At 70.4% G+C, this 25,114-nt stretch carries 29 protein-coding genes and 1 tRNA gene; 20 read left to right on the top strand and 10 right to left on the bottom strand.

Annotation, left to right across the window (positions count from 1 at the left end; all coding sequences use genetic code 11):
* Positions 1-3 precede the first annotated feature (3 nt).
* From ACWD5F_RS19775 to ACWD5F_RS19750, 6 genes are all read right to left on the bottom strand, one after another.
* The gene (locus tag ACWD5F_RS19775) at positions 4-1,320 is read right to left on the bottom strand and encodes an ABC transporter substrate-binding protein (protein ID WP_451255878.1); all 1,317 of its coding nucleotides are present in this window, start codon (positions 1,318-1,320) and stop codon (positions 4-6) included.
* Between the two features lie 229 nt (positions 1,321-1,549).
* Entirely contained in the window at positions 1,550-3,334 is a 1,785-nt protein-coding gene (locus ACWD5F_RS19770) for a copper resistance CopC/CopD family protein (protein ID WP_451255876.1), read from the bottom strand.
* 137 nt (positions 3,335-3,471) lie between these two features.
* The gene (locus ACWD5F_RS19765; protein WP_451255875.1) at positions 3,472-4,236 is read right to left on the bottom strand and encodes an SDR family NAD(P)-dependent oxidoreductase; all 765 of its coding nucleotides are present in this window, start codon (positions 4,234-4,236) and stop codon (positions 3,472-3,474) included.
* Positions 4,233-4,706 carry a cupin domain-containing protein gene (locus ACWD5F_RS19760; protein ID WP_451255873.1) on the bottom strand — a complete coding sequence of 158 codons (474 nt, stop codon included), beginning with the start codon at positions 4,704-4,706 and terminating at the stop codon, positions 4,233-4,235. The genes ACWD5F_RS19765 and ACWD5F_RS19760 overlap by 4 nt, the downstream gene beginning before the upstream one ends.
* Complete coding sequence (locus ACWD5F_RS19755) at positions 4,703-5,317, bottom strand: GNAT family N-acetyltransferase (protein ID WP_451255871.1); 615 nt, start codon at positions 5,315-5,317, stop codon at positions 4,703-4,705. Before ACWD5F_RS19755 ends, ACWD5F_RS19760 begins: the two co-directional genes overlap by 4 nt.
* On the bottom strand, positions 5,310-7,517 hold the full coding sequence (locus tag ACWD5F_RS19750; RefSeq protein WP_451255869.1) for a penicillin acylase family protein: 2,208 nt from the start codon (positions 7,515-7,517) through the stop codon (positions 5,310-5,312). Before ACWD5F_RS19750 ends, ACWD5F_RS19755 begins: the two co-directional genes overlap by 8 nt.
* Positions 7,518-7,595: 78 nt before the next feature.
* On the opposite strand from ACWD5F_RS19750, the gene ACWD5F_RS19745 reads away from it, so the two are divergent.
* From ACWD5F_RS19745 to ACWD5F_RS19725, 5 genes are all read left to right on the top strand, one after another.
* On the top strand, positions 7,596-8,306 hold the full coding sequence (locus ACWD5F_RS19745; RefSeq protein ID WP_451255867.1) for a siderophore-interacting protein: 711 nt from the start codon (positions 7,596-7,598) through the stop codon (positions 8,304-8,306).
* Between the two features lie 24 nt (positions 8,307-8,330).
* A complete protein-coding gene (locus tag ACWD5F_RS19740) occupies positions 8,331-8,924 on the top strand; it encodes an HhH-GPD-type base excision DNA repair protein (protein ID WP_451255865.1) in 594 nt (197 codons plus the stop codon).
* Between the two features lie 84 nt (positions 8,925-9,008).
* Positions 9,009-9,674 carry an HdeD family acid-resistance protein gene (locus ACWD5F_RS19735; RefSeq protein WP_451255863.1) on the top strand — a complete coding sequence of 222 codons (666 nt, stop codon included), beginning with the start codon at positions 9,009-9,011 and terminating at the stop codon, positions 9,672-9,674.
* 74 nt (positions 9,675-9,748) lie between these two features.
* A complete protein-coding gene (locus tag ACWD5F_RS19730) occupies positions 9,749-10,054 on the top strand; it encodes a hypothetical protein (RefSeq protein ID WP_451255861.1) in 306 nt (101 codons plus the stop codon).
* Positions 10,055-10,111: 57 nt separating this feature from the next.
* The gene (locus tag ACWD5F_RS19725; RefSeq protein ID WP_451255859.1) at positions 10,112-10,234 is read left to right on the top strand and encodes a hypothetical protein; all 123 of its coding nucleotides are present in this window, start codon (positions 10,112-10,114) and stop codon (positions 10,232-10,234) included.
* 21 nt (positions 10,235-10,255) lie between these two features.
* Here the strand turns inward: ACWD5F_RS19725 and ACWD5F_RS19720 are convergent, their stop codons facing one another.
* Positions 10,256-11,863 (bottom strand): helicase HerA-like domain-containing protein, encoded by a 1,608-nt coding sequence (locus ACWD5F_RS19720; protein WP_451255858.1) that lies wholly within the window; start codon positions 11,861-11,863, stop codon positions 10,256-10,258.
* 105 nt (positions 11,864-11,968) lie between these two features.
* Here ACWD5F_RS19720 and ACWD5F_RS19715 point away from each other — a divergent pair, with 105 nt between their 5' ends.
* On the top strand, positions 11,969-12,265 hold the full coding sequence (locus tag ACWD5F_RS19715; protein WP_003999914.1) for a type II toxin-antitoxin system VapB family antitoxin: 297 nt from the start codon (positions 11,969-11,971) through the stop codon (positions 12,263-12,265).
* A gap of 112 nt (positions 12,266-12,377) precedes the next feature.
* On the top strand, positions 12,378-13,025 hold the full coding sequence (locus tag ACWD5F_RS19710; RefSeq protein ID WP_451255856.1) for a LytR C-terminal domain-containing protein: 648 nt from the start codon (positions 12,378-12,380) through the stop codon (positions 13,023-13,025).
* A gap of 127 nt (positions 13,026-13,152) precedes the next feature.
* On the opposite strand, the gene upp is transcribed toward ACWD5F_RS19710, so the two are convergent.
* On the bottom strand, positions 13,153-13,788 hold the full coding sequence (gene upp / locus ACWD5F_RS19705) for a uracil phosphoribosyltransferase (protein ID WP_401719809.1): 636 nt from the start codon (positions 13,786-13,788) through the stop codon (positions 13,153-13,155).
* Between the two features lie 96 nt (positions 13,789-13,884).
* Between upp and ACWD5F_RS19700 the strand changes: the two genes are divergently transcribed.
* The 9 genes from ACWD5F_RS19700 to ACWD5F_RS19660 all read left to right on the top strand — a co-directional run bounded on the left by ACWD5F_RS19700 (position 13,885) and on the right by ACWD5F_RS19660 (position 19,346).
* Positions 13,885-14,103 (top strand): hypothetical protein, encoded by a 219-nt coding sequence (locus ACWD5F_RS19700; protein WP_401719812.1) that lies wholly within the window; start codon positions 13,885-13,887, stop codon positions 14,101-14,103.
* A gap of 302 nt (positions 14,104-14,405) precedes the next feature.
* On the top strand, positions 14,406-14,939 hold the full coding sequence (locus ACWD5F_RS19695; RefSeq protein ID WP_401719814.1) for a tRNA adenosine deaminase-associated protein: 534 nt from the start codon (positions 14,406-14,408) through the stop codon (positions 14,937-14,939).
* Positions 14,940-14,995: 56 nt separating this feature from the next.
* The gene (gene tadA / locus ACWD5F_RS19690) at positions 14,996-15,421 is read left to right on the top strand and encodes a tRNA adenosine(34) deaminase TadA (RefSeq protein ID WP_402356349.1); all 426 of its coding nucleotides are present in this window, start codon (positions 14,996-14,998) and stop codon (positions 15,419-15,421) included.
* Positions 15,422-15,485: 64 nt separating this feature from the next.
* Positions 15,486-15,570: transfer RNA gene (locus ACWD5F_RS19685), tRNA-Ser, on the top strand.
* A gap of 201 nt (positions 15,571-15,771) precedes the next feature.
* Positions 15,772-15,948, top strand: a complete 177-nt coding sequence (locus ACWD5F_RS19680; protein ID WP_185146105.1) for a hypothetical protein — start codon at positions 15,772-15,774, stop codon at positions 15,946-15,948.
* A 24-nt stretch (positions 15,949-15,972) separates the two neighbouring features.
* On the top strand, positions 15,973-16,266 hold the full coding sequence (locus ACWD5F_RS19675; protein WP_451255852.1) for a Dabb family protein: 294 nt from the start codon (positions 15,973-15,975) through the stop codon (positions 16,264-16,266).
* A 194-nt stretch (positions 16,267-16,460) separates the two neighbouring features.
* The gene (locus ACWD5F_RS19670; RefSeq protein WP_451255850.1) at positions 16,461-17,294 is read left to right on the top strand and encodes an RNA polymerase sigma factor SigF; all 834 of its coding nucleotides are present in this window, start codon (positions 16,461-16,463) and stop codon (positions 17,292-17,294) included.
* Between the two features lie 304 nt (positions 17,295-17,598).
* Entirely contained in the window at positions 17,599-18,492 is an 894-nt protein-coding gene (locus ACWD5F_RS19665) for an RNA polymerase sigma factor SigF (RefSeq protein ID WP_401719831.1), read from the top strand.
* A gap of 101 nt (positions 18,493-18,593) precedes the next feature.
* Positions 18,594-19,346 (top strand): hypothetical protein, encoded by a 753-nt coding sequence (locus ACWD5F_RS19660; RefSeq protein WP_451255848.1) that lies wholly within the window; start codon positions 18,594-18,596, stop codon positions 19,344-19,346.
* Between the two features lie 26 nt (positions 19,347-19,372).
* Here ACWD5F_RS19660 and ACWD5F_RS19655 read toward each other — a convergent pair whose 3' ends face one another.
* Positions 19,373-19,570 carry a hypothetical protein gene (locus tag ACWD5F_RS19655; RefSeq protein WP_401719837.1) on the bottom strand — a complete coding sequence of 66 codons (198 nt, stop codon included), beginning with the start codon at positions 19,568-19,570 and terminating at the stop codon, positions 19,373-19,375.
* Between the two features lie 204 nt (positions 19,571-19,774).
* On the opposite strand from ACWD5F_RS19655, the gene ACWD5F_RS19650 reads away from it, so the two are divergent.
* The 4 genes from ACWD5F_RS19650 to ACWD5F_RS19635 all read left to right on the top strand — a co-directional run bounded on the left by ACWD5F_RS19650 (position 19,775) and on the right by ACWD5F_RS19635 (position 24,259).
* Positions 19,775-20,272 carry a MarR family winged helix-turn-helix transcriptional regulator gene (locus tag ACWD5F_RS19650; protein WP_451255846.1) on the top strand — a complete coding sequence of 166 codons (498 nt, stop codon included), beginning with the start codon at positions 19,775-19,777 and terminating at the stop codon, positions 20,270-20,272.
* A gap of 13 nt (positions 20,273-20,285) precedes the next feature.
* On the top strand, positions 20,286-22,850 hold the full coding sequence (locus tag ACWD5F_RS19645) for an MFS transporter (RefSeq protein WP_451255844.1): 2,565 nt from the start codon (positions 20,286-20,288) through the stop codon (positions 22,848-22,850).
* 95 nt (positions 22,851-22,945) lie between these two features.
* Entirely contained in the window at positions 22,946-23,764 is an 819-nt protein-coding gene (locus ACWD5F_RS19640) for a YceI family protein (protein ID WP_451255842.1), read from the top strand.
* 21 nt (positions 23,765-23,785) lie between these two features.
* The gene (locus ACWD5F_RS19635; protein WP_451255840.1) at positions 23,786-24,259 is read left to right on the top strand and encodes a PPOX class F420-dependent oxidoreductase; all 474 of its coding nucleotides are present in this window, start codon (positions 23,786-23,788) and stop codon (positions 24,257-24,259) included.
* Positions 24,260-24,339: 80 nt separating this feature from the next.
* Here ACWD5F_RS19635 and ACWD5F_RS19630 read toward each other — a convergent pair whose 3' ends face one another.
* On the bottom strand, positions 24,340-25,098 hold the full coding sequence (locus tag ACWD5F_RS19630; protein WP_451255838.1) for a TetR/AcrR family transcriptional regulator: 759 nt from the start codon (positions 25,096-25,098) through the stop codon (positions 24,340-24,342).
* Between the last annotated feature and the right edge of the window lie 16 nt (positions 25,099-25,114).

Genomic DNA, 25,114 nt, shown 5'->3' with positions numbered 1-25,114 from the left:
AGCTCACTCGGACGCGAAGATTGTCTTCTTCTGGCGCTCGATGGACGAGAGCAGGCTGTCGATTCCCTTGGGGTTCTGCAGGAACTTCTGCAGACCGGGCTGCATCACCGTGGAGGTGAAGTCCGGGCGGGAGTCGCGGTCCATGAACTGGGTGAGGCTCTTGGCGGCGCCGATCATCTCGTACGCCTTCTTCTGCAGGGGCGTGTACGCCGCGGTGCTGGCCTTGTTGGAGGCCGCCACGACGCTCGGGTCGCCCTTGAGGTAGAGCTCCTCGGCGGCCGGGGTGCCGAGGTACTCCAGCAGCTTCACGACACCGTCGTGGTTCTTCGGGGACTTGCTGACCATGAAGCCGTCGGTGGGCGCCTCGACGGTGTCCTGGCCGTACGCGGAGTTGATCTCCGGGAAGGCGAAGAAGTCGAGGTCGTCGAGGTCGGCCTTGTTGGTGAACTGCTGGGCCACGAAGGAGCCGAGGAGGTACATGCCGGACTTCTTGGCCACCAGACCCTGCGCCGCGTCCTGCCAGGTGCGGCCCATGAAGCCGTCCTGGTGGTAGGGGAGCAGCTCGGCCCAGTGGTCGAAGACGGCCTTGACCTTGGCGTCGGTCCAGGAGGCCTTGCCGCCCATCAGCTCGACGTGGAAGTCGTAGCCGTTGAGGCGGAAGTTGATCTGGTCGAAGGTGCCCATGGCCGGCCAGGCGTCCTTGTCGCCGAAGGCGATCGGGACCAGGCCGTCCTTCTTCATCTGCTTGCACAGGGCGACCAGTTCGTCCCACGTGGCGGGGACGGTGTAGCCCTTCTCCGCGAAGAGGCTCTTGCGGTAGAAGATCGCCCAGGGGTACGTGTTCAGCGGCACGAAGTAGTACTTGCCGTCCGCGCCCTTGCTGAGCTTCTTCATCGCGTCGGGGAAGTTGGCCCCGATCTTCTCCCACACGTCGTCGACCGGGGAGGCCAGGCCCTTCTGCGCGAAGAACTGCATGCGGTAGCCCGCGAACCAGTTGAACACGTCGTCCGGCGTGCCCTGCAGATACGAGTTGATCTGCTCCTGGAAGGTGTTGTGGTCCTTGGTGTTCACCTTGACGGTGAGGCCGGACTGCTTGGTGAAGGCGGTGTAGAGAGCTCCGTAGGCCTTCTTCGGCACGGCGTCGGACTGGTTCGAGCCGACGCTGACCGTCTTCGGGTCGGAGGAGGATCCGCTGTCGCCGCAGGCTGACAGCAGGGGTATGCCGGCGCCCGCGAGGAGCGCGGCGCCACCGACACCGCGCAACACACCACGGCGACTTGGACCAGTGAGGGAGAGACCCGAGGGGGAGAGGTCACGCATCAACGGCTCCTGAGGGCTGGGTTCGGTCTCGGAGATACTGCCGCGTCGAAAAAAAGTCGAAACCGACCAGAAACCAACTCGACCGAACATCGTGGCGGTAATAACAGCCCCATGCCAGGTCATGGGTCAAGGGGTCACGTCCACATTTGTGGAAACGTGACCGACACAACGATGATCGTTTCGTCCGAACCCTCGAACAACAGCGGGTGAGTTGGCCGCCGAAATGGCGCTAACCGATGATGCGTACCGATTTGGTGGCACTTACCTGGTCGAGTTCGGAGACCCTGACCGTGATCTTCATCTCCCAGGTCCCGGCGATGGGGACGGTGAGGTTGTCACTGCCCCAGTACCCGCCGCGGTTGCTGAGACGGGCGTCGAGCGGACCGATCTTCTGGGCGGGCAGGGTGAGGGACAGGCGCAGTTCGGGGACGGTGGAGATGCCGCCGTCGGGGCCGAACACCACGGCCTGCACGGTGTTGTCGCCGACCCGGCCCGGGTCGAGGGTGATCTGCACCTTGCCCTTGCCGTTGGGGGTGCCCACGTCGAAGGGGATGGTCGTGACGGACGCGGCCGGCAGCCCGGCGCCGGTCACGGGCTGCGCCGCGGCCTCCTCCGCGGCCCGGCCCGGCAGCGTGCCGGTGAGGATCGTCGTGATCACCAGCACCACCACACCGACACCGACCTCGGCCAGCACGGACCGCCGCAGCCCACGCCGGTGCGCGTCGGACGCGATCGGCTCCGCCGGCCCGTCGGGCTCCCCCGGCGACGGCAGCGCCGGCCCGCCCACGGGCTGCGGAACCTTCTCCCGTACGCCCTCTCGTACGACCGTCTCCGCGGCCCTCTCGACATCCGCGTCGGCCGGCGTCATGGCCGACGTCCAGCGCCGCGAGACGCCGGCCGCCATGAGCAGCAGGACGATCGCGAAGAGCTTGGCGACCAGGAGGCGGCCGTACGTCGTCTCCGTGAAGGCGCTCCAGGAGCCGAGGCCGCGCCAGGACTGGTAGACGCCGGTGACGACCAGGACGGTCACCGAGAGGAAGGCGAGCCGGGAGAAACGGGCGACGGTGGCCGCGGGCAGCGAGGAGGCGCGGTACAGGGACAGCAGCAGGGCGGTGAGTCCGCCCAGCCACAGGGCCATCGCCAGCAGGTGCAGCACCGAGGACGCCATCGCCACCGGCACCTGGATACCGGCCGACGCGTGCTCGGCGGCGGCCCAGGTGAGCGCCAGGCCTACGGCGAGTGCGGTACCGGCGGCGAGCGCCGGGCGCGAGAAGGTCTCACGCCCGCGCAGCCGTACGGCGAGGACGGCGGCCGGCGCGAGCAGCGCCAGGCGGGCCAGCAGAGCGAGCCCAGGACGGCCCGTGAAGGTGCGGCTGAGGGCCTCGGAGTCGAAGGCGGTCCCTGGGCCGGTACCCGCCTCGTACGGAGCGCGCAGGACCAGCAGGGCGACCGTGGAACCCACCAGAGTCCACCACCCCACCACCAGCGGCCGGCGCAACGGCGTCCGGTCCGACGGGCGGCACAGCACGATGAACGCGGCGGTGCCGATGAGGAGGGCGGCGGCGAGGTAGCCGAGGTAGCGGCCGATGTTGTACAGGCTGCCGGTCGCCGGGTCCTCCACCGGTCCCGCGTCCGCCACGGCCGCCGTCGGGGAGGCCTTGCCGACGGAGAAGGTCAGCGCGCCCGACACCGGGTGGCTGTCCGCCGACACGACCCGCCACGCCACGACGTACGTGCCCTGGGCGAGCCCTTTGGGCAGCGTCACGCGGGCCGTGTCGGAGCCGCCGGGCCCGTGCCCGGCCTCGCCGATCTTCACGCGCCGGTTGTCGGGGTCCAGGACGCGGAAGGAGTCGTCGAGCAGACCGACGGACTCCGTGAAGGTCAGGGTGATGCTGCCGGGTGCGGACTTGAGGACGCTTCCGTCGGCGGGGTCGGTGCCTTTGAGGGCGGCATGGGCCGACGCGGGCCCCGCCCCGCCGAGGACGAGCAGGACCAGCAGGGAGCCCAGCAGCACCAGCCCTTGAACTCTCCGGTGCCCGAAGAGTCCTCGACGCCCTTGCCGTCCACTGCGTCCACCGTCACACCCCACGCCACACTCCGTCTTGGGACCTGCCACCGTCCCGATAGGTACGCAGGGGAGCCGACGAACGCTCACCAGGTGGGTCGCGTCGACACCCCGCCGTCCACCACCAGGTCGTGGCCCGTGATCCAGGAGGCGAGGCGGGAGGCGAGGAAGACGCAGGCGTCGCCGATGTCCTCGGGACGGCCCAGGCGTCCCGTCGGTGCCGCGTCCAGCCATCTGCGCACCCCTTCCGGCCAGGACTCCGTCAGCCCCTCCCGGTCGATCAGGCCGGGCGAGACCGTGTTGACCCGGACACCGTACGGGCCGTACTCCAGGGCGGCGGCACGCGCGTGCATGACGACGGCCGCCTTGGAGGCGCTGTAGTGCGCGTGCAGGGGTGCCGGCTGCCGGGCCTCGATCGACGCGATGTGCGTCACCGAGCCCCCGCCCTCCTGTCCCCGCATGATCTCCGCGGCGGCCTGCGTGCACGCGAACACGCTCGACAGGTTGGCGTCGACGACCGCCCGCCACTGGTCCGCCGTCATGCCCGGCAGCGCCCGCACGGGCTGGACGCCCGCGTTGTTGACCAGTGCCGTCAGCCGGCCGCCGCCCCACTCGGCCGCCTCGCCGACCAGCCGCGCGCACGCGTCCGCGTCGGTGAGGTCGGCGCGCAGGACGACGGCCCGGCCGCCGAGGTCCCGGATGCGCGCGGCCACTTCACCGGCTGCGTCCACCGCCGTACGGCAGTGCACGGCGACCGCCGCGCCCTCCTCGGCGAAGCGCAGCGCGATGCCCCGGCCGATGCCGCCGCCCGCGCCGGTGACCAGGGCGGTCTGTCCCTCCAGCAGGTTCATGGACGGCACAGTCCCGCGATCCGGTCGGCCCGGTCGGGATACCGCGCCGTGAGATCGGCCGCGTCCCCGTGCTCGTACCCCTCGTAGGTGAACCCGGGCGCCATCGTGCACCCGAAGAACGACCACGCGCCGCCCGCGGCGACCCGTCCGCCCATCCAGGTCCCGGCCGGAATGGTGAGTTGGGGGTGCTGGCCGCCGAGCACGTCCGGGCCGAGGACCGCCGTGCGGGAGGTCCCGTCCGGGGCCAGGAGGAGGAGTTCCAGCGGGTCGCCGCCGTAGAAGTGCCAGATCTCGTCGGTGGGCAGGCGGTGCAGGGCCGAGAAGTCGTCCGCCGTCAGCAGCGCGACGATCGCGGTGCCCGCGGGCCGGCCGTCCGCGCGCTCCGGGCCCGCCCAGGTCTGTCTGAACAGACCGCCCTCGCGCGGAATCGGTTCCAGTCCGTAGTGGGCGACGAGGTCCTCGGGAGTCATCCGGGGAAGGCTACCGCCCGCGAGAGAAACGCCAGCTGGGCCTTCTTCTCCGGCAGATGCACGTCCGGCAGATCGATCTCGGGCAGCACGACCACGGGACCCGCCTCGAACCCGTGCCGCAGGAACCGCGCGATCGCCTTCTCGTTGCGCACGTCCGGATCGACGACGACCCGCGACCGGTCGAGCGTGTGCAGCACATACGTCGATACGGCCCCCAGCAGCGCCGCCGTCCAGCCGTTCCGTGTGCCGCCCTCCCCCGCCGGGGCGAGCAGCAGGTGGACGCCGATGTCACCGGGCCCGACCTCGTAGCACTCGCTCACCCGGTCGGCCTCGGGCTCGTAGGTCTGCAGCAGCGCGACCGGTTCGGCGTCCTTGAGGACCAGGAAGGCGTGATGGGTGTCGAGGCCGGCCATGTGCGCGTAGATCTCGGCGACTTGATCGCGGGTGAGCCCGTTCATGCCCCAGAAGGCGGCGCGCTCCTCGGCCACCCAGGCGTGCAGCACGTCCGCGTCGGCGGGCGGGTCGAGGGGCAGCAGACGGACGGTGCCGAAGCCGTCGACGTCCTGCTCGTGGACGGCGGGGCGGGAACGGTAGGGGTCGGGGTCAGACATCGGTCTCCTTGAGGATTTCCTCGGTGGTCTCTTGGGTGAGTCGGTCGAAGTCGGTGACGACCGGGACGAGATCTCCCTTGAGCCACAAGGGGAGTTGGTCCCGGTGATGGGCCGAACCGGGCACCCCAGAGGCCCCGAACGGCACCACCCACCGGCTGTCCTCGCGCCGCGCCAGATCCCACACGTACCGGGCGGCCGGCCCGCGCGCGCTCAGGTCGGTCAGCCCGGGCACGGCCGAGGTGCACAGCACGCAGTCGTGATCGCCGGACAACCCGGGTTCGTCGTACGGGACGTGCGGGAGCGCCCGCCAGGGAGCGAGGCGGTGGGTACCGCCCCAGGGCACGTCGGCGTGCGTGCCGGCGACCTCCTCCAGCGCCTCCCACACGACCGCCGCCCGGTCGATGCCGTACAACTCCTCGGCCCGCAGCAGGTGTTCGAGCGCGAAGGCGATCCGGGGGAGCAGGGCGAGCCAGGGCTGGAAGACGTCGGGGTAGGCGGGCGGCACGGCGAGCCCGGCGAACGCCTGGTGCCGCGCGAGCCGCCGTACGACCGCGCCGCGCACCGCCGCGTAGGCCCCCGCGTCGGCGTCGGCCGCGTCCATCCGGCGGTCCCAGCGCAGCAGGCGGTCGCGGAGGGCGACGGCTTCGGGAGAGAGGTCGGTGAGGGCGGCGAGGCGGTCCAACAGGGGCCCCGCGGAACCGAGATGGGTGTCCATGTGGATCCTCGCCATGTCCCCGGGCGTCCACCGGTCCTTCTCCCCCAGCAGGGCGGTGATCCGGTCGGCCCGGTGGGGTGCGGCGAACTCGACGCCGAGCGGGGTGGCCGGTCCGCGCTGGTTGGCCATCACGGCGACACCGCCGCTGAGCCCGGCCCGGGGCATCTCGTGCCATCCCCGCCACTCGTGCCCGGGCTCCCAGGCGTTGACGAGCCGCACCCGATTGGCCTCGGCCCGCAGCGGCACCCGCCCGGCGACCCGGTGCAGGGTGCCGCCGTCGGTGTCGGCGGCCTGCACGACGTTCACGGGCTCGGCCCACAGGTCGACGGCCCGGTCGACGTCGGCGACGCGACGGGCCCGGAGGAGGGGGAGCAGAGCGCTGAAGCCGAGGTCGGAGGTGACTCGGGGTGGGTAGCGGAGGGCGAGGGCCAGGGGGCCGCCCGCTCCCTGGGAGTCGACCCCGGGTCCGGACACGCTCGGCACCACCTCCCCCTCGTCGTCCAGTACTCCGCCGTCCAGGCCCTCCGGGCCGCCCGCGATCACCGGTCCCCGTTCCGTCTCGATCACCTCGATCTCGATCGGGGGCTCACCGGCCACCTCCACCGTCTCCGTGTGCCGGGAGGCCCGGTGCCAGTGGCCGTCGGGGCCGAGGGCCTCGATGCCGGCGCCGGTGCGGCGGAGGCGTTCGCGGTAGAGGTCCTGGTAGTCGGCCATGGCGTTGGTGATGGCCCAGGCGACCGTGCCGGTGTGCCCGAAGTGGGCGATGCCCGGGATGCCGGGGACGGCGAAGCCGACGACATCGAACTCCGGGCAGGAGAGGTGGATCTGCTGGTAGACGCCGGGGTCCTCGATGAAGCGGTGGGGGTCGCCGGCGATCACCGCGTGACCGGTCGTCGTCCGCGCCCCGCTCACCAGCCAGCCGTTGCTCCCGGAGGTGCCGGGACCGTCGGTGGCGAACAGCCCGACCGCCTCCTCGCCCAACTCCCGCACCGCCTCCTCCCGCCAGAGCTTTGCCGGGAACCCGGCGAACAGGATGTGCGTGGCAAGCCAGACAGCGAGCGGCGTCCAGGGCTCCCAACGCCCGGGGGAGAGACCGGCACGGGCGAACTCCAGGGCGCCGGCCGGCCCTTCGCTCCCGGAAGCGGCGGACCCACCGTCGGCCGCCGAGGCAGCCGCCAGTCCCTCGTTGACCCCGTCCACGTACGCCCGTACCCACTCCGCCGTTTCCGGGTCCCGTTGCTCCAGGGACGTGAAACAGCGCTTCGCCGTGTCCGTCAGGCGGGTGCGGCGGGTGAAGACGTCCCAGGGCACCGCCTCCGTGCCCAGGAAGGACGCCGAGGTGCCTTCGGCCCGGTGGCGTTCGACCTCCAGTTGCCAGGCGCGGTCGTGGGCCGTCGTGCGGCCCTGGGCCCGGGCCAGGTCGAGGACGGTGTCGGCGCGCAGGTGGGGGATGCCCCATGCGTCTCGGTAGATCTCGGTCCCCACCCTGCGTCCTCACTGTTCTTTAGGTTAGCCTCACCTAAGTAAGCCGAGGAGAAATCGTACGCGAGGGGTGGAGACGGCATGGCGCAGGGGCGGGGCTGGGAGGGCACGGTCCTTCGGCTGATGCGGGCCAAGGACTTCACACTGACGGTGACCGGCGCCGAGGACGTCACGCCCGAGTACCGCCGGCTGCGGCTCACCGACGGCGGCCTGCTCGCCGCGACCGGCGTCCACCCGACCATGTGGGTCCGGCTGTGGTTCACCAACGCGGGCAAGCCGCACCAGCGGGCGTACACCCTGGTCGACCCCGATCCGGAGACCGGCACCTTCGCCCTGGAGTTCGCCTTGCACGAGGGCGCCGCCAGCGACTGGGCGCGGGCCGCGCGGCCCGGCGACACCATCGACGCGACCGTCCAGGGCACCGGCTTCGAGGAGCCGGCGCCCACGCCCACCCACGTCCTCGCGATCGGCGACCCGGCCTCCCTGCCCGCGATCAACTCCCTGCTCGGCGCGTTCGGTTCGGTCCCGGCGACGGTGTGGTTCGAGGGCGGCGCGGACGACCTGCCCTTCCGCACCGACCCCGACCGGCACGAGGTGCGGCGGCTGCGGCGGGGCGAGTTGGTCGAGCAGGTGCGTGCCGATCTGCCGAAGGCGCTGGCGGCCGGCGACTCGCCGTACGTCTGGATCGCCTGCGACACACGGACCACCCGCGCGCTCTCCGCCTACGTGCGCAAAGAGCTGGGCGTGCCGAAGGAGCGGACGCACGCGCTCGGGTACTGGCGCGCGAGCTGACGGCGTACGGGCGAAAATCGGGGCATGGACGTCACCCTGCACCTCGCCCAGGACCCCGAGGCCGACGAACTCCTCGGCCGTTCCCCGCTCGCCGCGCTGACCGGGATGCTGCTGGACCAGCAGGTCCCGATGGAGTGGGCGTTCAAGGGGCCGCGCACGATCGCGGACCGGCTCGGCGCCGCCGACCTGGACGCGCACGAGATCGCCGCGCAGGACCCGGAGGCCTTCGCCGCGCTGCTCTCCGAGAAGCCGGCCGTGCACCGCTACCCGGGCTCCATGGCCAAGCGCATCCAGCAGCTGTGCCAGTACCTCGTCGAGCACTACGACGGGAACGCCGAGCTCGTCTGGAAGGGCGTCACGGACGGGTCCGAACTGCTGCGGCGGCTCGAGGAACTGCCCGGCTTCGGCAAGCAGAAGGCACAGATCTTCCTGGCGCTGCTCGGCAAGCAGCTGGACGTACGGCCCGAGGGGTGGCGGGAGGCGGCCGGCGCGTACGGCGAGACGAAGTCCTTCCGCTCGGTCGCCGACATCACCGGCCCTGAATCGCTGGCCAAGGTACGGGCGCACAAGCAGGAGATGAAGGCCGCGGCGAAGGCGGCGAAGGCCGCCGGGAAATAGGCGCTCGAGGACGGCCCCGCACCCGCGTCAGCCGAGTGGGTCCCAGGGGTGGCGCGGTGGGCCCGGACGGTCCAAGCATGGAACATGACTGAGCCGAGCGCTTCCTCCCGAGGCCCGGAGTACGACGACCGCAAGGTCCATGCGGCCGCCGCCCACGCGCCGGGCCGGACCGAATCCGAACCGCCCTTCGAAGGGCCCCTGCACGCTCTCTCCCGCGCCGCCTGGCAGGCCGTCCTGGTCACCGGCATCGCGTCCCTGATCCTCGGTGTCCTGGTGCTGGTCTGGCCGGGCGCCTCGCTGCTCGCGGCCGGCGTCCTGTTCGGCCTCTACCTCGTGATCAGCGGCATCTTCCAGCTCGCCGCCGCCTTCGGCACCCACAAGACGACCTCGCTGCGCGTGCTGGCCTTCATCAGCGGCGCCCTGTCGATCCTGCTGGGCCTGTTCTGCTTCCGCGGCCCGATGCAGTCGATCCTGCTGCTCGCCCTGTGGATCGGCATCGGCTGGCTCATCCGCGGCATCACCCAGACCCTGGCCGCCGCGTCCGACCAGCACATGCCCGCCCGCGGCTGGCAGGTCTTCCTCGGGATCCTCACCTTCGTCGCCGGCATCGTCCTGATCGACTCCCCCTTCGAGTCCGTCGCCGTCCTCACCCTGGTCGGCGGCATCTGGCTGGTCGCGGTCGGCGTGGTCGAGATCATGACCGCGATCCGGATCAAGGGGCGCGCCCAGGAAGTGCCGCGCACGGTGTAACAAGGCGTACGCCAACTGGGCGTATATCGCGGGTGACGTCACGTATCCGGCGTTTCCCCGGGGACACCCCCAGCATGAGCACCGCACGCCGTCACCCGCACAGCCGCGCCTGGCTGCGGGTGCTCATGCTGCTCCTCGTCCTCCTCGTGCCGGGGGAGACGGCCACGGCCGCGCCGGCCCCGGTGGCGGTCGAGAGCGTCGAGTACGACGCCGTGGAGGCGGCCCTGCCGCCCCTGGTCCGCGCGGTCGCCCGGCGACCGGACGTACCCCACCGCCCGGCACCCCGGCCGGCCCCGGCGCCGTACCGCCCCAAGGCCCGCTCCGCCGCCGTCCCCCCGCACGTCCCGGACGTCCTGCGCACGGTGGTCCTGCGCTGCTGACAGACCCGCTCCCCCACGCGAGCCAGGTCCCTCAGTACGACGCAAGGAACTTCAGCCATGCCCACAGACCCGTACGCGATCCTGCGCGCCCTGCTGCGCGCCGAGGCCGTCCGCAGCGAGCCGAAACCGGCCGTGAAGAAACCCCAGCCCGAGCGGTCCCCGGCGAAACGGGAGCGCTGACCCGCGGGCCCGGCGGAGCCGCTACCGCCTCCGCCGGGCCGTCCCGAACAGCGAGCGCGTGATCTCCCGTCCGATCTGCGTGCCGACCGAGCGGGCCAGCGACTTGAACATCCCGCTGCCGACGACCTGTTCGACCATGGACGGCGGTTCCTTGGGAGCCTTGGAGGCGGCGGGCTTGGACGCCGGGGCCTTGGCGGGGGCCGGGCTCGTCTCCGCCGCCGTCTTCTCCTGCGTGGCCGTCAGCTTCTCGTACGCCGATTCCCTGTCCACAGCCTGTGCGTAACGTCCATGCAGCGGCGACGACTTCACCGCAGCGTCCAGGGCCGTCGCCTCGATCGGGCCCATCAGGGACTCCGGCGCGCGCAGCCGGGTCGCGGCGACCGGGGTCGGGGCGCCCTTCTCGCTCAGCACGGTGACGACGGCCTCGCCGGTGCCGAGCCCGGTGAGCAGCTCCTCGAGGTCGTACGGCGAGTTCGGGAAGGTCTTCACGGTGGCCTTCAGCGCCTTCTGGTCGTCCGGGGTGAAGGCCCTGAGCGCGTGCTGGACGCGGTTGCCGAGCTGGGCGAGGACGTCGGACGGCACGTCCTTGGGGGTCTGCGTGACGAAGAAGACGCCGACCCCTTTCGAGCGAATCAGCCGGACGGTCTGCGTGATCGAGTCCAGGAAGGCCTTCGAGGCGTCGTTGAAGAGCAGGTGCGCCTCGTCGAAGAAGAAGACCAGCTTCGGCTTGTCGGCGTCGCCGACCTCGGGCAGATCGTGGAAGAGGTCGGCGAGCAGCCACATCAGGAAGGTGGAGAAGAGCTGCGGTTTGTCCTGGACGGCGGGCAGTTCGAGGACCGAGACCATGCCGCGCCCGTCGGCCGCCGTCCGCAGGAACTCGTTCGTGTCGAACTCCGGCTCCCCGAAGAAGTCGGACATCCCCTGCGCCTCGAAGGCGGTGAGGGAGCGCAGGATCACGCCGGCCGTGGCGGTGGAGAGACCGCCGATGTTCTTGAGCTCCGCCTTGCCCTCGTCCGAGGTCAGGAACGCGACGACCGCGCGCAGGTCCTTGAGGTCGAGCAGTTCCAGGCCCTTGGTGTCGGCGTAGTGGAAGATCAGGCCGAGCGACTGCTCCTGGGTCTGGTTGAGCTGGAGCACCTTGGAGAGCAGGACCGGGCCGAAGCTGGTGATCGTGGCCCGCAGCGGGATGCCGTGCCCGAGGCCGCCGAGCGCGTAGAACTCGGCGGGAAAGCCGGTCGCCGTCCACTCCTGGTGGACCTCGCCGGCCCGCCCCCGCACCTTGTCGTTCGCCTCCCCCGGAGCCGACATCCCGGACAGGTCGCCCTTCACGTCGGCCAGGAACACGGGCACGCCCTGGGCCGACAGCTGCTCGGCGACGAGCTGGAGCGTCTTGGTCTTGCCGGTGCCGGTGGCGCCCGCGACCAGGCCGTGGCGGTTGAGCATGGGCAGCGGGATGCGGATCTGCGCGTCCGGCAGGCAGTGCCCCTCCCACATGAGGGCGCCCAGGTCGAGCGCCGGTCCGGTGAAGGCGTACCCGGCGGCGATCTCCAGGGCGCCCTGCGGAAGTGCGGGAGCGCTCCCTACTGACTCGCCGGTCGTGGCCGCGGGCACGGTCTCGCTGTCGCTCATGTCGGACCCCTGTTCCCGGTTTGCCCTGTTTCGACACGTCTTTTCCAGCGTCGCACTCCGTCGCCATGGCTGCGCCCGGAACGTCTCGACCGGTAGGCTTTCCGTGTGATCTTCAAGCGCATCGGAAACGGCCGTCCGTACCCCGACCACGGCCGGGAGAGCACCCGGCAGTGGGCGGACGTCGCGCCGCGCCCGGTCCGCCTCGACCAGCTGGTGACGACCAAGGGGCAGCTCGACCTGGAGACCCTCCTCGCCGAGGACTCGACGTTCTACGGCGACCTCTTCGCGCATGTCGTGAAGTGGCAGGGCGACCTGTACCTGGAGGACGGACTGCACCGCGCGGTACGGGCGGCACTCCAGCAGCGTCAGGTGCTGCACGCGCGCGTCCTCGAACTGGACTGACTCGCGCTTTTCAGAAGCCTGTCGGTAAAGGCTTGGCCCTTTCGGGTTCACCTGCGTGGCGTCTAATGATCATCTAGTAGGCATCGCCGCTCGGGCGCACTACGCTGCGCACATGAGCATGCTGACTCCCCCAGGCATGGGCGGCAAGTACCGGATCACGGGGGACAAATACCCGCGCATGCGACAGCGCCGGCGGCGCGGCCGGCTCGCGGTCACCGTGGTGGCGTCCGCCGCGGCGCTCGGGCTGCTGGGCTGGGGCACGTTGCAGCTCATCGACGTCTTCACCGGGGGTGGGGACAAGGCGTCCGCGGCCGGCTCCAAGGCCGCGTGCGCGAGTCCGTCTCCGGGGGTGCGCGGGGCGACCACGTCGGTCTCCGTGCCGAAGCCCGGGCAGATCACCGTCAACGTCTACAACGCGACGGCTCGTAGTGGGCTGGCCAAGGACACGGCGGATGCGTTGAAGAAGCGCGGGTTCAAGATCGGGGACGTGGGCAACGCGAGCAAGGAGTTCGACAAGAAGGTCAAGGGGAGCGGGATACTGCTCGGGCCTTCGTCGGCGTTGAAGACGTCCTTGCCTGTGCTGGGTACGCAGCTCTCCACTGCTGAGCAGCGCGCGGTTGCGTCCCGCAAGGGTGCCGAGCTCGATCTGATCGTCGGCAACGGGTTCAAGGCACTTACGCCGAAGGCGGCCGCGGACAAGGCGTTGGCCTTGCTGGCCAAGCCTGCGTCCACGACCGCCTCGACGAAGAAGAGTTGCTGAAGGGCGCGGTTTCGCCACAGAGGCGGAAGTGGATCGGCGACTGCGGGTGTGTTGTGGCTGGTCGCGCCCACGCGGCGGAGCCGCACATTGATACAGCCCCGCGCCCCTAACGGCATGCAGGCAACGCCTACTCAGCCGCGCCGTACAGCCTGTCTCCCGCATCCCCCAAGCCCGGCACGATGTAGCCGTGCTCGTTGAGGTGGTCGTCGATGGCTGCCGTGACCACGGTGACCGGCGTTCCCGCCAGGTCGCGTTCCATGACCTCTACGCCCTCGGGGGCGGCCAGGAGGACCACGGCTGTGACGTCGTCGGCGCCTCGCTTGATCAGTTCGCGGATCGCGGCCACCAGGGTGCCGCCCGTGGCCAGCATCGGGTCGAGGACGTAGACCTGGCGGCCGGAGAGGTCCTCGGGCATGCGGGTGGCGTACGTGGAGGCCTGGAGGGTCTCCTCGTCGCGGACCATGCCCATGAAGCCCACCTCGGCGGTGGGGAGCAGGCGCATCATGCCGTCGAGCATGCCGAGGCCCGCGCGGAGGATCGGGACCACCAGGGGGCGGGGGTAGGAGAGCTTGACGCCCGTGGTGGAGGCGACCGGCGTCGTGATGTCGACCTGTTCGGTGCGCACGTCGCGGGTGGCCTCGTAGGCGAGCAGGGTGACCAGCTCGTCGGCGAGGCGACGGAAGGTCGCGGAGTCGGTGCGCTGGTCGCGCAGGGTGGTGAGCTTGTGGGCGACCAGGGGGTGGTCGACGACGTGGAGACGCATGTCCACAACAGTAGCCGCCGCTCCGTGCCTGCTCGCGCTGGCATCAAACCGCCCGTCCGGGGGAAAGTGGGAGGGACGGACTGGGGTGGTGAACCGATGACTGACCTGCCGAATCGGGAGACCGATCAGAATCCGTCCCCGCCGGGACCGCCCCCGCAGGGGTCGCAGGAGACCGACGCGGAGCGCCGACGGCGCCGCGCCCGGTTTCTGCGCGAACTCACCGAGGCCCGCGAACTGCGCGACCGTGTTCAGCCCCGGCGTGCGAAGACGGCCCGACTGCGACACGCGATGCGGATGCGCACGTTCCGTTGGTAGTCGGCCCGACGCGGAAGATCAAGGGCGGTACGGGTGTTGACCAGGTGGGCGTGCGTGGGCACATGGAAAAGCCGCGTACGATCCGCTGTTGGCGGCAACGAGTGTGCTGGTGAGTGCTGGGCGACGCGCACGCGTGCGTGCGATCAAAACCACCGGACACAGGGAGCCGAAGACGTCCCCTGAACGCCTTGTTTCTGCCACGATTCCGAGTGGGCGGGGCTCGGAGCACAGCTCTCCCCACCCGAAGACCTCCGCCGGGGGGACCCCCAACCGGCACGCCTAAGACCAGTGGGAGAGTCACGGTGTACTTCGCCGCACTGCTCGCGCGCACCGAAGACGGGTGGGAAGCGAGCGACACAGAGCTCGACGATGTGGAGACGCTGTCGGATCTTGCCGATCTGGCGCGGGAGTCCTCCGGTGAGGAGGACGAGACCGTTCTCGTCTTCATCGAGCAGGAGGATTCGTGGTTCGGCATCGTCCGCGTGGACGGTGAGGAAGACCCCCGCGTCTACGTCTCCGACGCCGCCGCCGCCAGCCGCAGCTCGTACGGGGAGCTGCTGCTCACCGACGAACTGCTCGGGAGGGATCCCGGCGACGACGGCCCCGACCTGGACGCCCTCGATCTCGACGGCACCGAGGACGGTGAGGACGAGGACGACGACAGCGACGAGGAGACCCCGTCCGCCGACGCGGTGCCGCAAGGTCCCGTGGGCGACAGCGAGATCCTCGACGACCTCGGTGTCAGCCCGAAGCAACTGCGTGCCCTGGACGAGGACGCGCTCAACTCGATCGCCGAGGCGCTGGGCGCCTCCGAGGTCCTGGAGACCGTCCGCTGACCTCGCCGACCGCAGCAGGCGGTCCCGACCCGGTACGGGACCGCTGGCGGGCCGCGATGCGGCTCGCCCTGGACGAGGCCCGCAAGGCCGGTACGGACGTGCCCGTGGGCGCGGTCGTGCTGGCCCCGGACGGTACGACGGTGCTCGCGGGCGGACACAACGAGCGGGAGGCCACCGGGGATCCGACCGCGCACGCCGAGGTCCTGGCGCTCCGCCGGGCCGCGGCGCGGCTGGGTGAGTGGCGGCTGGCCGGCTGCACGCTGGTCGTCACCCTGGAGCCGTGCACGATGTGTGCGGGCGCGCTCGTCCAGTCCCGGGTGGACCGGGTCGTCTACGGCGCCCGTGACGAGAAGGCGGGCGCGGCCGGCTCGCTCTTCGACGTCGTGCGCGACCGCCGGCTCAACCACCGGCCCGAGGTGATCGAGGGCGTCCTCGCGGACGAGTGCGCCCGGCTGTTGACCGACTTCTTCCGGGACCGCTGACCTCCCCGGGGGCCGTCGAATACCGATTTCAAAGCACGGCCCACCGTGCGGTAAGGTCTCTCTCGGTAGCGTGTCCGAGCGGCCGAAGGAGCTCGCCTCGAAAGCGAGTGTGGCGCAAGTCACCGAGGGTTCAAATCCCTCCGCTACCGCTTCTGAAGGGCCCCGTCGAGAGACGGGGCCCTTCGTGCTTCCGCTTCGTGCGTCCCCTCGCGTGGGGGCCGCCGGTCGGGCCGTAGCCCCCGAAAGCCTTCTACCTGCGAGCCGTTGGTCATATAAGAGGCTCCGACGGTTACACTCACCGCCGACAACAGGGGCCCCGATGGGCACTTCAGTCTCAGGGGGAGGCCGCGGTGGCGGTGCATTCGAAGAAGATCGCCGTCTACGTGCTCGTGGTCTTCGCGCTGTACGTGATCATCACCGACCCCGCCAAGGCCGCGGACTACGTCCAGATAGGCTTCGAGGGCATATCGGACGCCGCCAAGGCCATCGGCGACTTCTTCACCTGGCTCGCCGACGGGGCGCACTGAGACCGGCTCGAACAAGGAGCGCGCATGATCCGCCACCTCGTCCTCTTCAAGCTCGCCGAGGGCGTCGACCGCGCCGACCCGCGGGTCGAGGCGGGCTACGAGGCCTTCCGGTCGCTGGACGCGAAGATCCCCGAGATCCGCTTCTGGGAACTGGGCTGGAACCTCAGCGACCGACCCATGGCGTACGACTTCGCCATCAACTCCGGCTTCGACGACGCGGACGCCCTGCGCCGCTATGTGGAGCACCCGGAGCACCAGGCGGGAGTGGCGCTGTGGAAGGAGTTCGCCACCTGGGTGATCGCCGATTACACGTACTGATCGGCACCTTTCTGGGCCCTCCGCCGGGAACGGCTGGGGGCCTTTTCGCGTCTTACGCCCCAACTCGCCCTCAACACGGTGTTATGCGGTGCTTGCACACAGTGCACATGTCTTGTGATGCTATGACCGCTTTTGACGGATGAGTTGACCGATGGGTCGACCCGAGCGTTGACCGAAGCAGAACCGATGAAGAGGTGGCGTTGACCGTGTCGGCCAGTACTGCGCCGCCCCAGGAAGAGGCGCCCGTCCAGACCCCCGAGCGGCGCCGCGGCGCGGACACCCGGGCCCTCACCCAGGTGCTCTTCGGGGAGCTCAAGGAGCTCAGACCCGGTACGCCGGAGCACAACCGGGTGCGCGGGGCGCTGATCGAGGCCAACCTCCCGCTCGTGCGCTACGCCGCCGCCCGCTTCCGCTCCCGCAACGAGCCGATGGAGGACGTGATCCAGGTCGGCACCATCGGTCTGATCAACGCCATCGACCGCTTCGACCCGGACCGGGGCGTGCAGTTCCCGACCTTCGCGATGCCGACGGTCATCGGCGAGATCAAGCGCTACTTCCGCGACAACGTCCGTACCGTCCATGTCCCGCGCCGGCTGCACGAGCTGTGGGTGCAGGTCAACGGCGCGACCGAGGACCTGACGACCGCCTTCGGACGGACGCCCACCACCGGCGAGATCGCCGAGCGGCTGCGCATCTCCGAGGACGAGGTGCTGTCCTGCATCGAGGCCGGCCGGTCGTACCACGCGACCTCGCTGGAGGCCGCCCAGGAGGGCGACGGACTGCCGGGCCTGCTCGACCGGCTGGGCTACGAGGACCCGGCGCTGGACGGCGTGGAGCACCGCGATCTGGTCCGCCATCTCCTGGTCCAACTCCCGGAACGCGAACAGCGAATCCTGCTGCTGCGCTACTACAGCAATCTCACCCAGTCGCAGATCAGTGCGGAACTCGGTGTGTCACAGATGCATGTATCCCGGCTACTCGCGCGTAGCTTCCAGCGGCTGCGATCCGCCAATCGGATCGAGGCATAAGAGGCGCACAGGCGCACACTCGGTAACACCGCAGTTCGCACGCGGGGTCGAGTTGTCACCGTGACGAGCGAATCGCTCACCAGGGCGCTTCCCTGTGGTTCTGCGCCTATAAAGCCCCAGACCCCCTCTTTCCAGGGCCGTTTCGGCTCCTGGTTGTCGACATGTCACTACAGCGTGTTGCCGACATGTGACATTCTCCCGGTAGAGCGTTTGCCGGGGCTTCGGTTCCGGTATTCAGGTGAAGGCTGAACTCCTCATCAGGGGAACATCGGCCACGACCGTCCCGCGACCCAGAGGGGGTGGCATGTCCGCAGACCAGGGCAGCTCCAAGGTGCTCACGCTCACGAAGAGCGAGTCAGCGCCCGACGCCGTTCTCAACGACGTCACGGCCCTTGAGGCCGTACCGGCCCCGGCCCTCCCGAGCACTTCGGGAGCCATCGACACCCGCACCCTGTCCCGCTCCCTTTTCCTGCGGCTCGCCGCACTGGACGAGAACAGCCCCGAACGCGGCTACGTCCGGGACACCCTGATCGAGCTCAACCTCCCGCTGGTGCGTTACGCCGCCGCGCGTTTCCGCTCCCGCAACGAGCCGATGGAGGACATCGTCCAGGTCGGCACCATCGGCCTGATCAAGGCGATCGACCGCTTCGACTGCGAACGGGGGGTGGAGTTCCCGACGTTCGCGATGCCGACGGTGGTCGGCGAGATCAAGCGGTTCTTCCGCGACACCTCGTGGTCGGTGCGCGTGCCGCGTCGGCTCCAGGAGCTGCGGCTGGCCCTCACCAAGGCCAGTGACGAGCTCTCGCAGAAGCTGGACCGGTCCCCGACCGTCCCCGAACTCGCCGCGGTCCTGGGCGTGTCCGAGGAGGACGTGGTCGACGGCCTCGCGGTCGGCAACGCGTACACGGCCTCCTCGCTGGACTCCCCGGCACCGGAGGACGACGGCGGCGAGGGCTCCCTGGCCGACCGGCTGGGCTACGAGGACACCGCGCTGGAGGGCGTGGAGTACCGCGAGTCCCTGAAGCCGCTGCTGGCCAAACTCCCGCCCCGCGAGCGGCAGATCATCATGCTCCGCTTCTTCGCCAACATGACCCAGTCGCAGATCGGCGAGGAGGTCGGCATCTCCCAGATGCACGTCTCCCGGCTGCTGACCCGGACCCTGGCGCAGCTGCGGGAAGGCCTGCTGATCTCCGACTGAGAGCACCCCGAAAGGTGCTCAGGGGGCTCCCGAGCCTCTGCGAGGTGCTCAAGGGGCTCCTGAGGGTTCCTATTTGACGGAGTGTCAGCCACCATGGCGCGATGCTTCGGACGACACGGACACATGGCCGTCGAGGTGCCGTACTCGGTACGTCGGCGGCCGTCGTCTGTCTGGGCGCCGCACTGGCCGCGTGCGCGGGCGGTGGGGGCGAGGGATACGTCGCCACCGGCTCGGCGGGCGGCACGCCTCAGGCGTCCGGTACGGCGACGGCACCCACCGGCGGGGTGACGCTGGTGCCGCTGGACGGGCCGCGGGTGGCGAGCGGGGCGCCCGGCGGTGACGGCAACAGCCCTGCCGGGAGCGGGACTTCGTCCGGCGCCTCAGCGACGGCACCGGGCGCGGGCGGCAGCGCCTCCGGTGACTCCTCCGGCGCCTCAGTAGGGGACGGCGCCAAGTCCGGTCGTACGACCGACAATTCACCCGCCCCGCCGGGTACTCCCACGGCCGAGCCCCCACCCGGCCCCACGCCCAGTGGATCGTCCGCCGGGCCCGCCGCGTTGAGCTGGGGCGAGCCGGCCCGCGCCGCCACGGACGAACGGTGGTGCGAGGACGTGACGCTCGCCTTTGTGAACTCCGGGGGCAGCGCGGTGCGTTCGGGCTCGGTGACCTTCGGGACGCATGTCATCGGCGCGCTCGGCATCGACTGGGCGACGGTCGAGTCGACCGTGGAGCTGCCGGTGCCGATCGCGGCGGGGGCGCGCAGGAAAGAGACCTGGACGGTGTGCGTCGACGCGTGGCGTGTGCCGCTGGGGATGCACATCGAGACGCGGGACGTCACCGTCCAGTGGAAGTAGCGGGCCGTGGGCCCGACTTGAGCGAGTTACATGAGGGCGAGCCAGGCCACCGCGGCGACGATCGCCACGGCGACGACCACGCCCACGATCAGGCCGATGCGGGGACCGGCCGCTGCGACCGGCTCCGGCTGCCGGCCCTGCGGGCCCTCGTCGACGAACGCGCGGAACATCTGGGTGCTGCCGGCGGGGTCGTGGTTGCCCTGGGGGTTCTGGGGGTTAGCCATAGCCCGAGACCCTAGCGAATGCGTGGGGGAGACCCAAGTGGGGGGAGGTCGGTGGCCGCATCCGGCCCGCGGCTGACCCCACCTGCACGTTTACGTTCGCAATACTTGCCTTTGCCAAGTTTTTATCCCGTTCACAGACTTCTTGTTTGCCTGTAGCAACCAACAACTCTTATGGTTGCCCAGAGCAACGATGCGGGAGGTGTGATGGCCGAACGGGCGCAGTACGAGGAACTGCTCCAGCAGTTCAGCGCTTTCGGGGCGGTGAAACGGGAGCTCGGGCGGGTGCTGCCCGCCGAGTGCCCGAGCGGCAGCGTCGCCGTGCTCACCCTGCTCGGACGGTACGGCGACATGCGCATGAGCAAGCTCTCGGAGCTGCTCGCGGTGGACATGTCCGTCACCAGCCGGCATGCCGCGCACCTCGCGGAGCGGGGCTGGATCGACCGGTCCCCCGACCCCGCGGACAAGAGGTCCAGGATCCTGCGCCTCACCGCGCCGGGGCAGGCCCAGCTGGAAGCGCTCTTCGAGCGCACCACGGAGCTGCTGGCCGACCGGCTGAGCGACTGGAGCGACGAAGAGGTCGCCCAGCTCACCCGGCTCATGGCCCGGCTGCGGACGAGCTTCGACGACCACCGCGCCCCGCCGCCCCGGCTGCCACCCCCGCACCTGCTCGCAGCGACCACCCGTACACCCGCGACCACTTGAGACAAGGAAACCCATGGCTACAACCACACCAGCCGGTGTGCGGGCTCATGCCAAGCACGGGGGAGGCCCCTCCACCGAGTACGCCCCGATGACGCACCGGCAGATCATGGAGGCCATCTCCGGCCTGCTGCTCGGCATGTTCGTGGCGATCCTGTCGTCCACGATCGTCACCAACGCCCTGCCGCACATCATCAGCGACCTCGGCGGCGGCCAGTCCGCCTACACCTGGGTCGTCACCGCGTCCCTGCTGGCGATGACCGCGACCACGCCCCTGTGGGGCAAGCTCTCGGACCTCTACAGCAAGAAGGCGCTCGTCCAGATAGCCCTGATCATCTACGTGCTGGGGTCCGCGGCGGCCGGTCTGTCGCAGAACGCCGGCATGCTGATCGCCTGCCGTGTCTTCCAGGGCATCGGCGTCGGCGGTCTGTCCGCACTCGCCCAGATCGTCATGGCCGCGATGATCTCCCCGCGTGAGCGCGGGCGATACTCCGGCTACCTCGGCGCGACCTTCGCCGTCGCCACCGTCGGCGGCCCGCTGCTCGGCGGTGTCATCACCGACACCAGCTGGCTCGGCTGGCGCTGGTGCTTCTACGTCGGTGTCCCCTTCGCCGTCATCGCGCTGATCGTGCTGCAGAAGACCCTGCACCTGCCGGTCGTGAAGCGGGACGTCAAGGTCGACTGGTCCGGCGCCACCCTCGTCGCCGCCGCCGTCTCGCTGCTGCTGGTCTGGGTCACCTTCGCCGGTGACAAGTACGACTGGATCTCCTGGCAGACGTACGCGATGGTCGGCGGTTCGATCGCGCTGGGTCTGCTCTTCGTGCTGGTCGAGTCCAAGGCGCGCGAACCGATCATCCCGCTGCGGCTGTTCCGCAACCGGACCATCACGCTGGCCTCGCTCGCCTCGCTGTTCGTCGGTGTCGCGATGTTCACCGGCACGGTCTTCTTCAGCCAGTACTTCCAGCTGGCGCGCGACAAGTCGCCGACGATGTCCGGGGTCATGACGATCCCGATGATCGGCGGACTGTTCATCTCCTCCACCGTCTCGGGGCAGTTCATCACCCGCACCGGGCGCTGGAAGGCGTGGCTGGTGAGCGGTGGCGTGCTGGTGACGGCGGGCCTGGGCCTGCTCGGGACCATCCGGTACGACACGGACTACTGGAAGATGGGCATCTTCATGGCCCTGCTGGGTCTCGGCATCGGCATGATGATGCAGAACCTGGTGCTGTGCACGCAGAACCAGGTCGACCCCAGTGACCTCGGCTCCGCCAGCTCGACGGTCACCTTCTTCCGCTCCCTCGGCGGCGCGGTCGGCGTCTCCGCCCTCGGCGCGGTGATGTCCCACCGGATCACGCACTACGTCACCGACGGCATCGCCTCCCTCGACCCCAAGTACCGTGCGGCCCTTGCCGGTTCGAACTCCTCCACGGACAGCATCCCGGACCTGGCCAAGCTGCCGGCCCCGGTGCGCACGCTCATGGAGAGCTCCTACGGCCATGGCATCGCCGACGTCTTCATGATCGCCGGCGCCCTGGCGGCCGTCGCGTTCCTGATCACCCTGTTCATCAAGGAGGTCCCGTTGCGGACCAAGGGCGCGCTGGCGCAGGCCGCGGGCGAGCAGGAGAGCCCGGCCACGGAGACCCCCGCCGCGGAGACCGCTCCGGTCGCCGCCGACGCTCCGGCCGCCGAACACGTCCCGAGCCGGGCCGTGTCGGAGACCGAGCCCGCCTCCGACGGCACCCAGCGGCTCGGCGCCGTGGCGACGATCGCGCGACCCGAGGAGTCGGGAGATTCGGGCTCGGGCTCGGGCTCCGGCTTCGGCGGGATCCCGGTACGGGGCTTCGTGCGCGGCAACGAGAGCGCGCCCGTCCCGCAGGCCGCCGTCACGCTGATCTCGCTGGCCGGCCGCCAGTTGGGCCGGTCGATGACCCAGGCCGACGGCTCCTACGCCGTCGAGGCGCCGAGCGTCGGGTCGTACGTCCTGATCGCGTCCGCCGACGGGTTCCAGCCGCAGGCGTCCACGGTCCTCGTGAACGGTGAGCCGCTCGCGTACGACGTGCTGCTCAGTGGGACCAGTGGGCTGAACGGGCTGGTGCGGGCCGCGGCGACCGGGCTCGCCGTCAAGGACGCGATGGTCGTCGTGACCGATGTGCGCGGGGATCTGCTGGCCACCCAACAGACGGGCGAGCAGGGCGAGTTCGCCTTCGGCGAGCTGGTGCCCGGCCCGGTGACCGTCGCGGTGAACGCCGACGGGTACCGGCCGAGGGCGCTGCCCGTCGAGGTCGGCGGCACCGGGGTCACCCGGATCGAGGTCGACCTGGACTCCGGCGCCCAGCTCCAGGGTGTCGTAAGGGCTCCGCACGGCCCGCTGGCCGATGCCCGCGTCACCCTCGTGGACGCGGCGGGCAACGTGGTCGGCACGGCCACCACCGGGTCGGACGGGGCGTACGCCTTCACCGACCTGGGCGGCGGCGAGTACACGGTCATCGCGACGGGTTACCCGCCGGTGGCCAGCGCGTTGACCGTCAACGGGCGCGGTGTCGACGACCACGACATCGAACTCGCCCACCCCGGCGAGTAGTTCGAACACCCCCGGCCCGTGGCGGGCGCACGCTCCGAGCGGAGGTGCGGTCGCCGCGGGCCGGATTCACGCGTACGGCAAGGAGTTTGAGGAACATGGGACTGACCGCGAGGATCCGTACGCGGGACGGATGGGCCGTGGCGCACGCGGTCGTGACGGTGACCGACATGCGCGGGACGCAGGTGCTGCGCGCCGAGGCCGACACCGAGGGGGCCGTACGGGACGCCACGGAACTGGCGCCCGGCCCGTACACCGTCATCGTCACGGCCGTCGGGTACGCGCCGGCCGCCGCCACCGCGATCGTCACCGCGAGCGGGCGGGCCGAGGTCGGGGCCGTGACCCTGGGCCGCCAGGGCGGCACCGAACTGCCGCCGCCGGGGCCCTGGACCGTCGACCCCGCGCACTCCTCCGTCGCCGCGGTCGCCCAGCACCTGGGCATCTCCAGCGTGCACGGCCGCTTCACCGACTTCGCCGCGCGCATCGAGATCGCCCCGGACGAGGTCGCCAAGTCCCGGGTCGAGGCGGTGATCCAGGCCGCCTCCATCGACACGGGCAACGGCATGCGGGACGAGCATCTGCGCTCGGCGGACTTTCTGGACGTCGAGAAGTACCCGGAGATCACGTACCGCTCGACGGGCGTCGTGGCGGCTGCGGGTACGGACCGGTGGACGGTCCACGGGGAGCTGACGCTGCACGGGGTGGTGCGGGAGGTCGATCTGGACCTCGCGTATCTGGGCACGGGAGCCGATCCCTGGGGCGGCACCCGGGCCGCGTTCCGCGCGACGGCCGAGCTGCGGCGGGAGGACTTCGCGATGAACTACAACCAGGTGGTGCAGGCGGGGATCGCGGCGATCGGGACGACGTTGAAGGTGGAACTGGATGTGCAGGCGGTGCAGGGCGAGGCGTTGCCGTAGGGCTGGACATAGGCTGGTCGTATGGCACCGAACATCGCTAGTAACACCCGGGTATCCCTGGAAGAGCTGCTGGAGTTTGTGCGGCCCCGGCATCACGCGTTGCTGTTGACGCGGCGGGCCGACGGGAGTCCGCAGGCTTCGCCGTTGACCTGTGGGGTCGACGACTCGGGGCGGATCGTCGTCTCCACGTATCCCGAGCGCGCGAAGACGCGGAACGCGAAGCGGGACGAGCGGGTCAGTGTCGTCGTGCTGAGCGACGACTGGAACGGGCCGTGGGTGCAGGTCGACGGCGTCGCTGAGGTGATCGATCCGCCGGAGTCCGTGGAGCCGCTGGTGGAGTACTACCGGAACATCGCCGGGGAGCATCCGGACTGGGACGAGTATCGGGCGGCGATGGTGAAGCAGGGGAAGTCGATCATTCGGGTCACGCCGGAGAAGTGGGGTCCGGTGGCCACCGGTGGGTTCCCGGCGAGGTTGGCTTCGCCGGGCGCCTAAGAGCTCGGGGGGTGCGGTTGTATGGCGAGTGCCGGTCCGTTGGGGCTGGTCGCGCAGTTCCCCGCGCCCCTTAGGGAAACCTACTTGCCCTCTCTTTTCACCATTGCCTCGATGCCCGCCACCAAGAGCTCCAAGGCGAAGGTGAAGTCCCGTTCCCGCATTTCCTCCACCGTGTCTCCTCCCCTCGCTGCCATGAGGTCTGCTGATTCCTGGATGACCTCGGCTGCCGACGGAGACTGGTTCACCGCTGTCATCGCGTGGCGGAAGTACTCGTCCTGGGTCATGCCGGCGGCGGCGGTGCGGGCGATGAAGTGGCCCTCGATCGTGCCGAAGCCGTAGACGAACTGGAAGACGGCCGAGATGGCGCCCGTGAGGCCGGATGCGGGGAGGCCGGTCTTCCGGATGACCTGCTGGACGACCCTGGAGAAGGCCAGTGAGTTCGGGCCGATGTTCAGGAACGTGCCGGCCAGCGGGGAGAGCCAGGGGTGGCGGACCAGGAGGGCGCGGTACTCCCGTGCCAGGGCGCGGAGTTGGTCCCGCCAGTCCTCGTCGGTCTCCGGGTCGGGCAGCGGGAGTTCGCCGAAGGCCGCGTCGAGGGCGAGTTCGAGGAGGTCGTCCTTGGTGTCGACGTACCAGTAGACGGACATCGCCGTGACGTTCAGTTCGGCGGCGAGGCGGCGCATGGAGAACTTGGCCATGCCCTCGGCGTCCAGCAGCCGCACGGTCGCCCCGGTGATCCGGTCCCGGTCGAGCCCGGACGGCTGCCCGCCCCGACCCCGGCGGACCTTGCCCTCCAGCCACACACTGGTCCGCGCCGCCCCTTCGGCCGACCTAGCCATCAGCGCACGCACCTTT

The sequence above is a fragment of the Streptomyces sp. NPDC002499 genome, assembly GCF_053595415.1.
The sequence above is the reverse complement of the archived record's forward strand: the minus strand, read 5'-3'. Positions and strand labels throughout refer to the sequence as shown.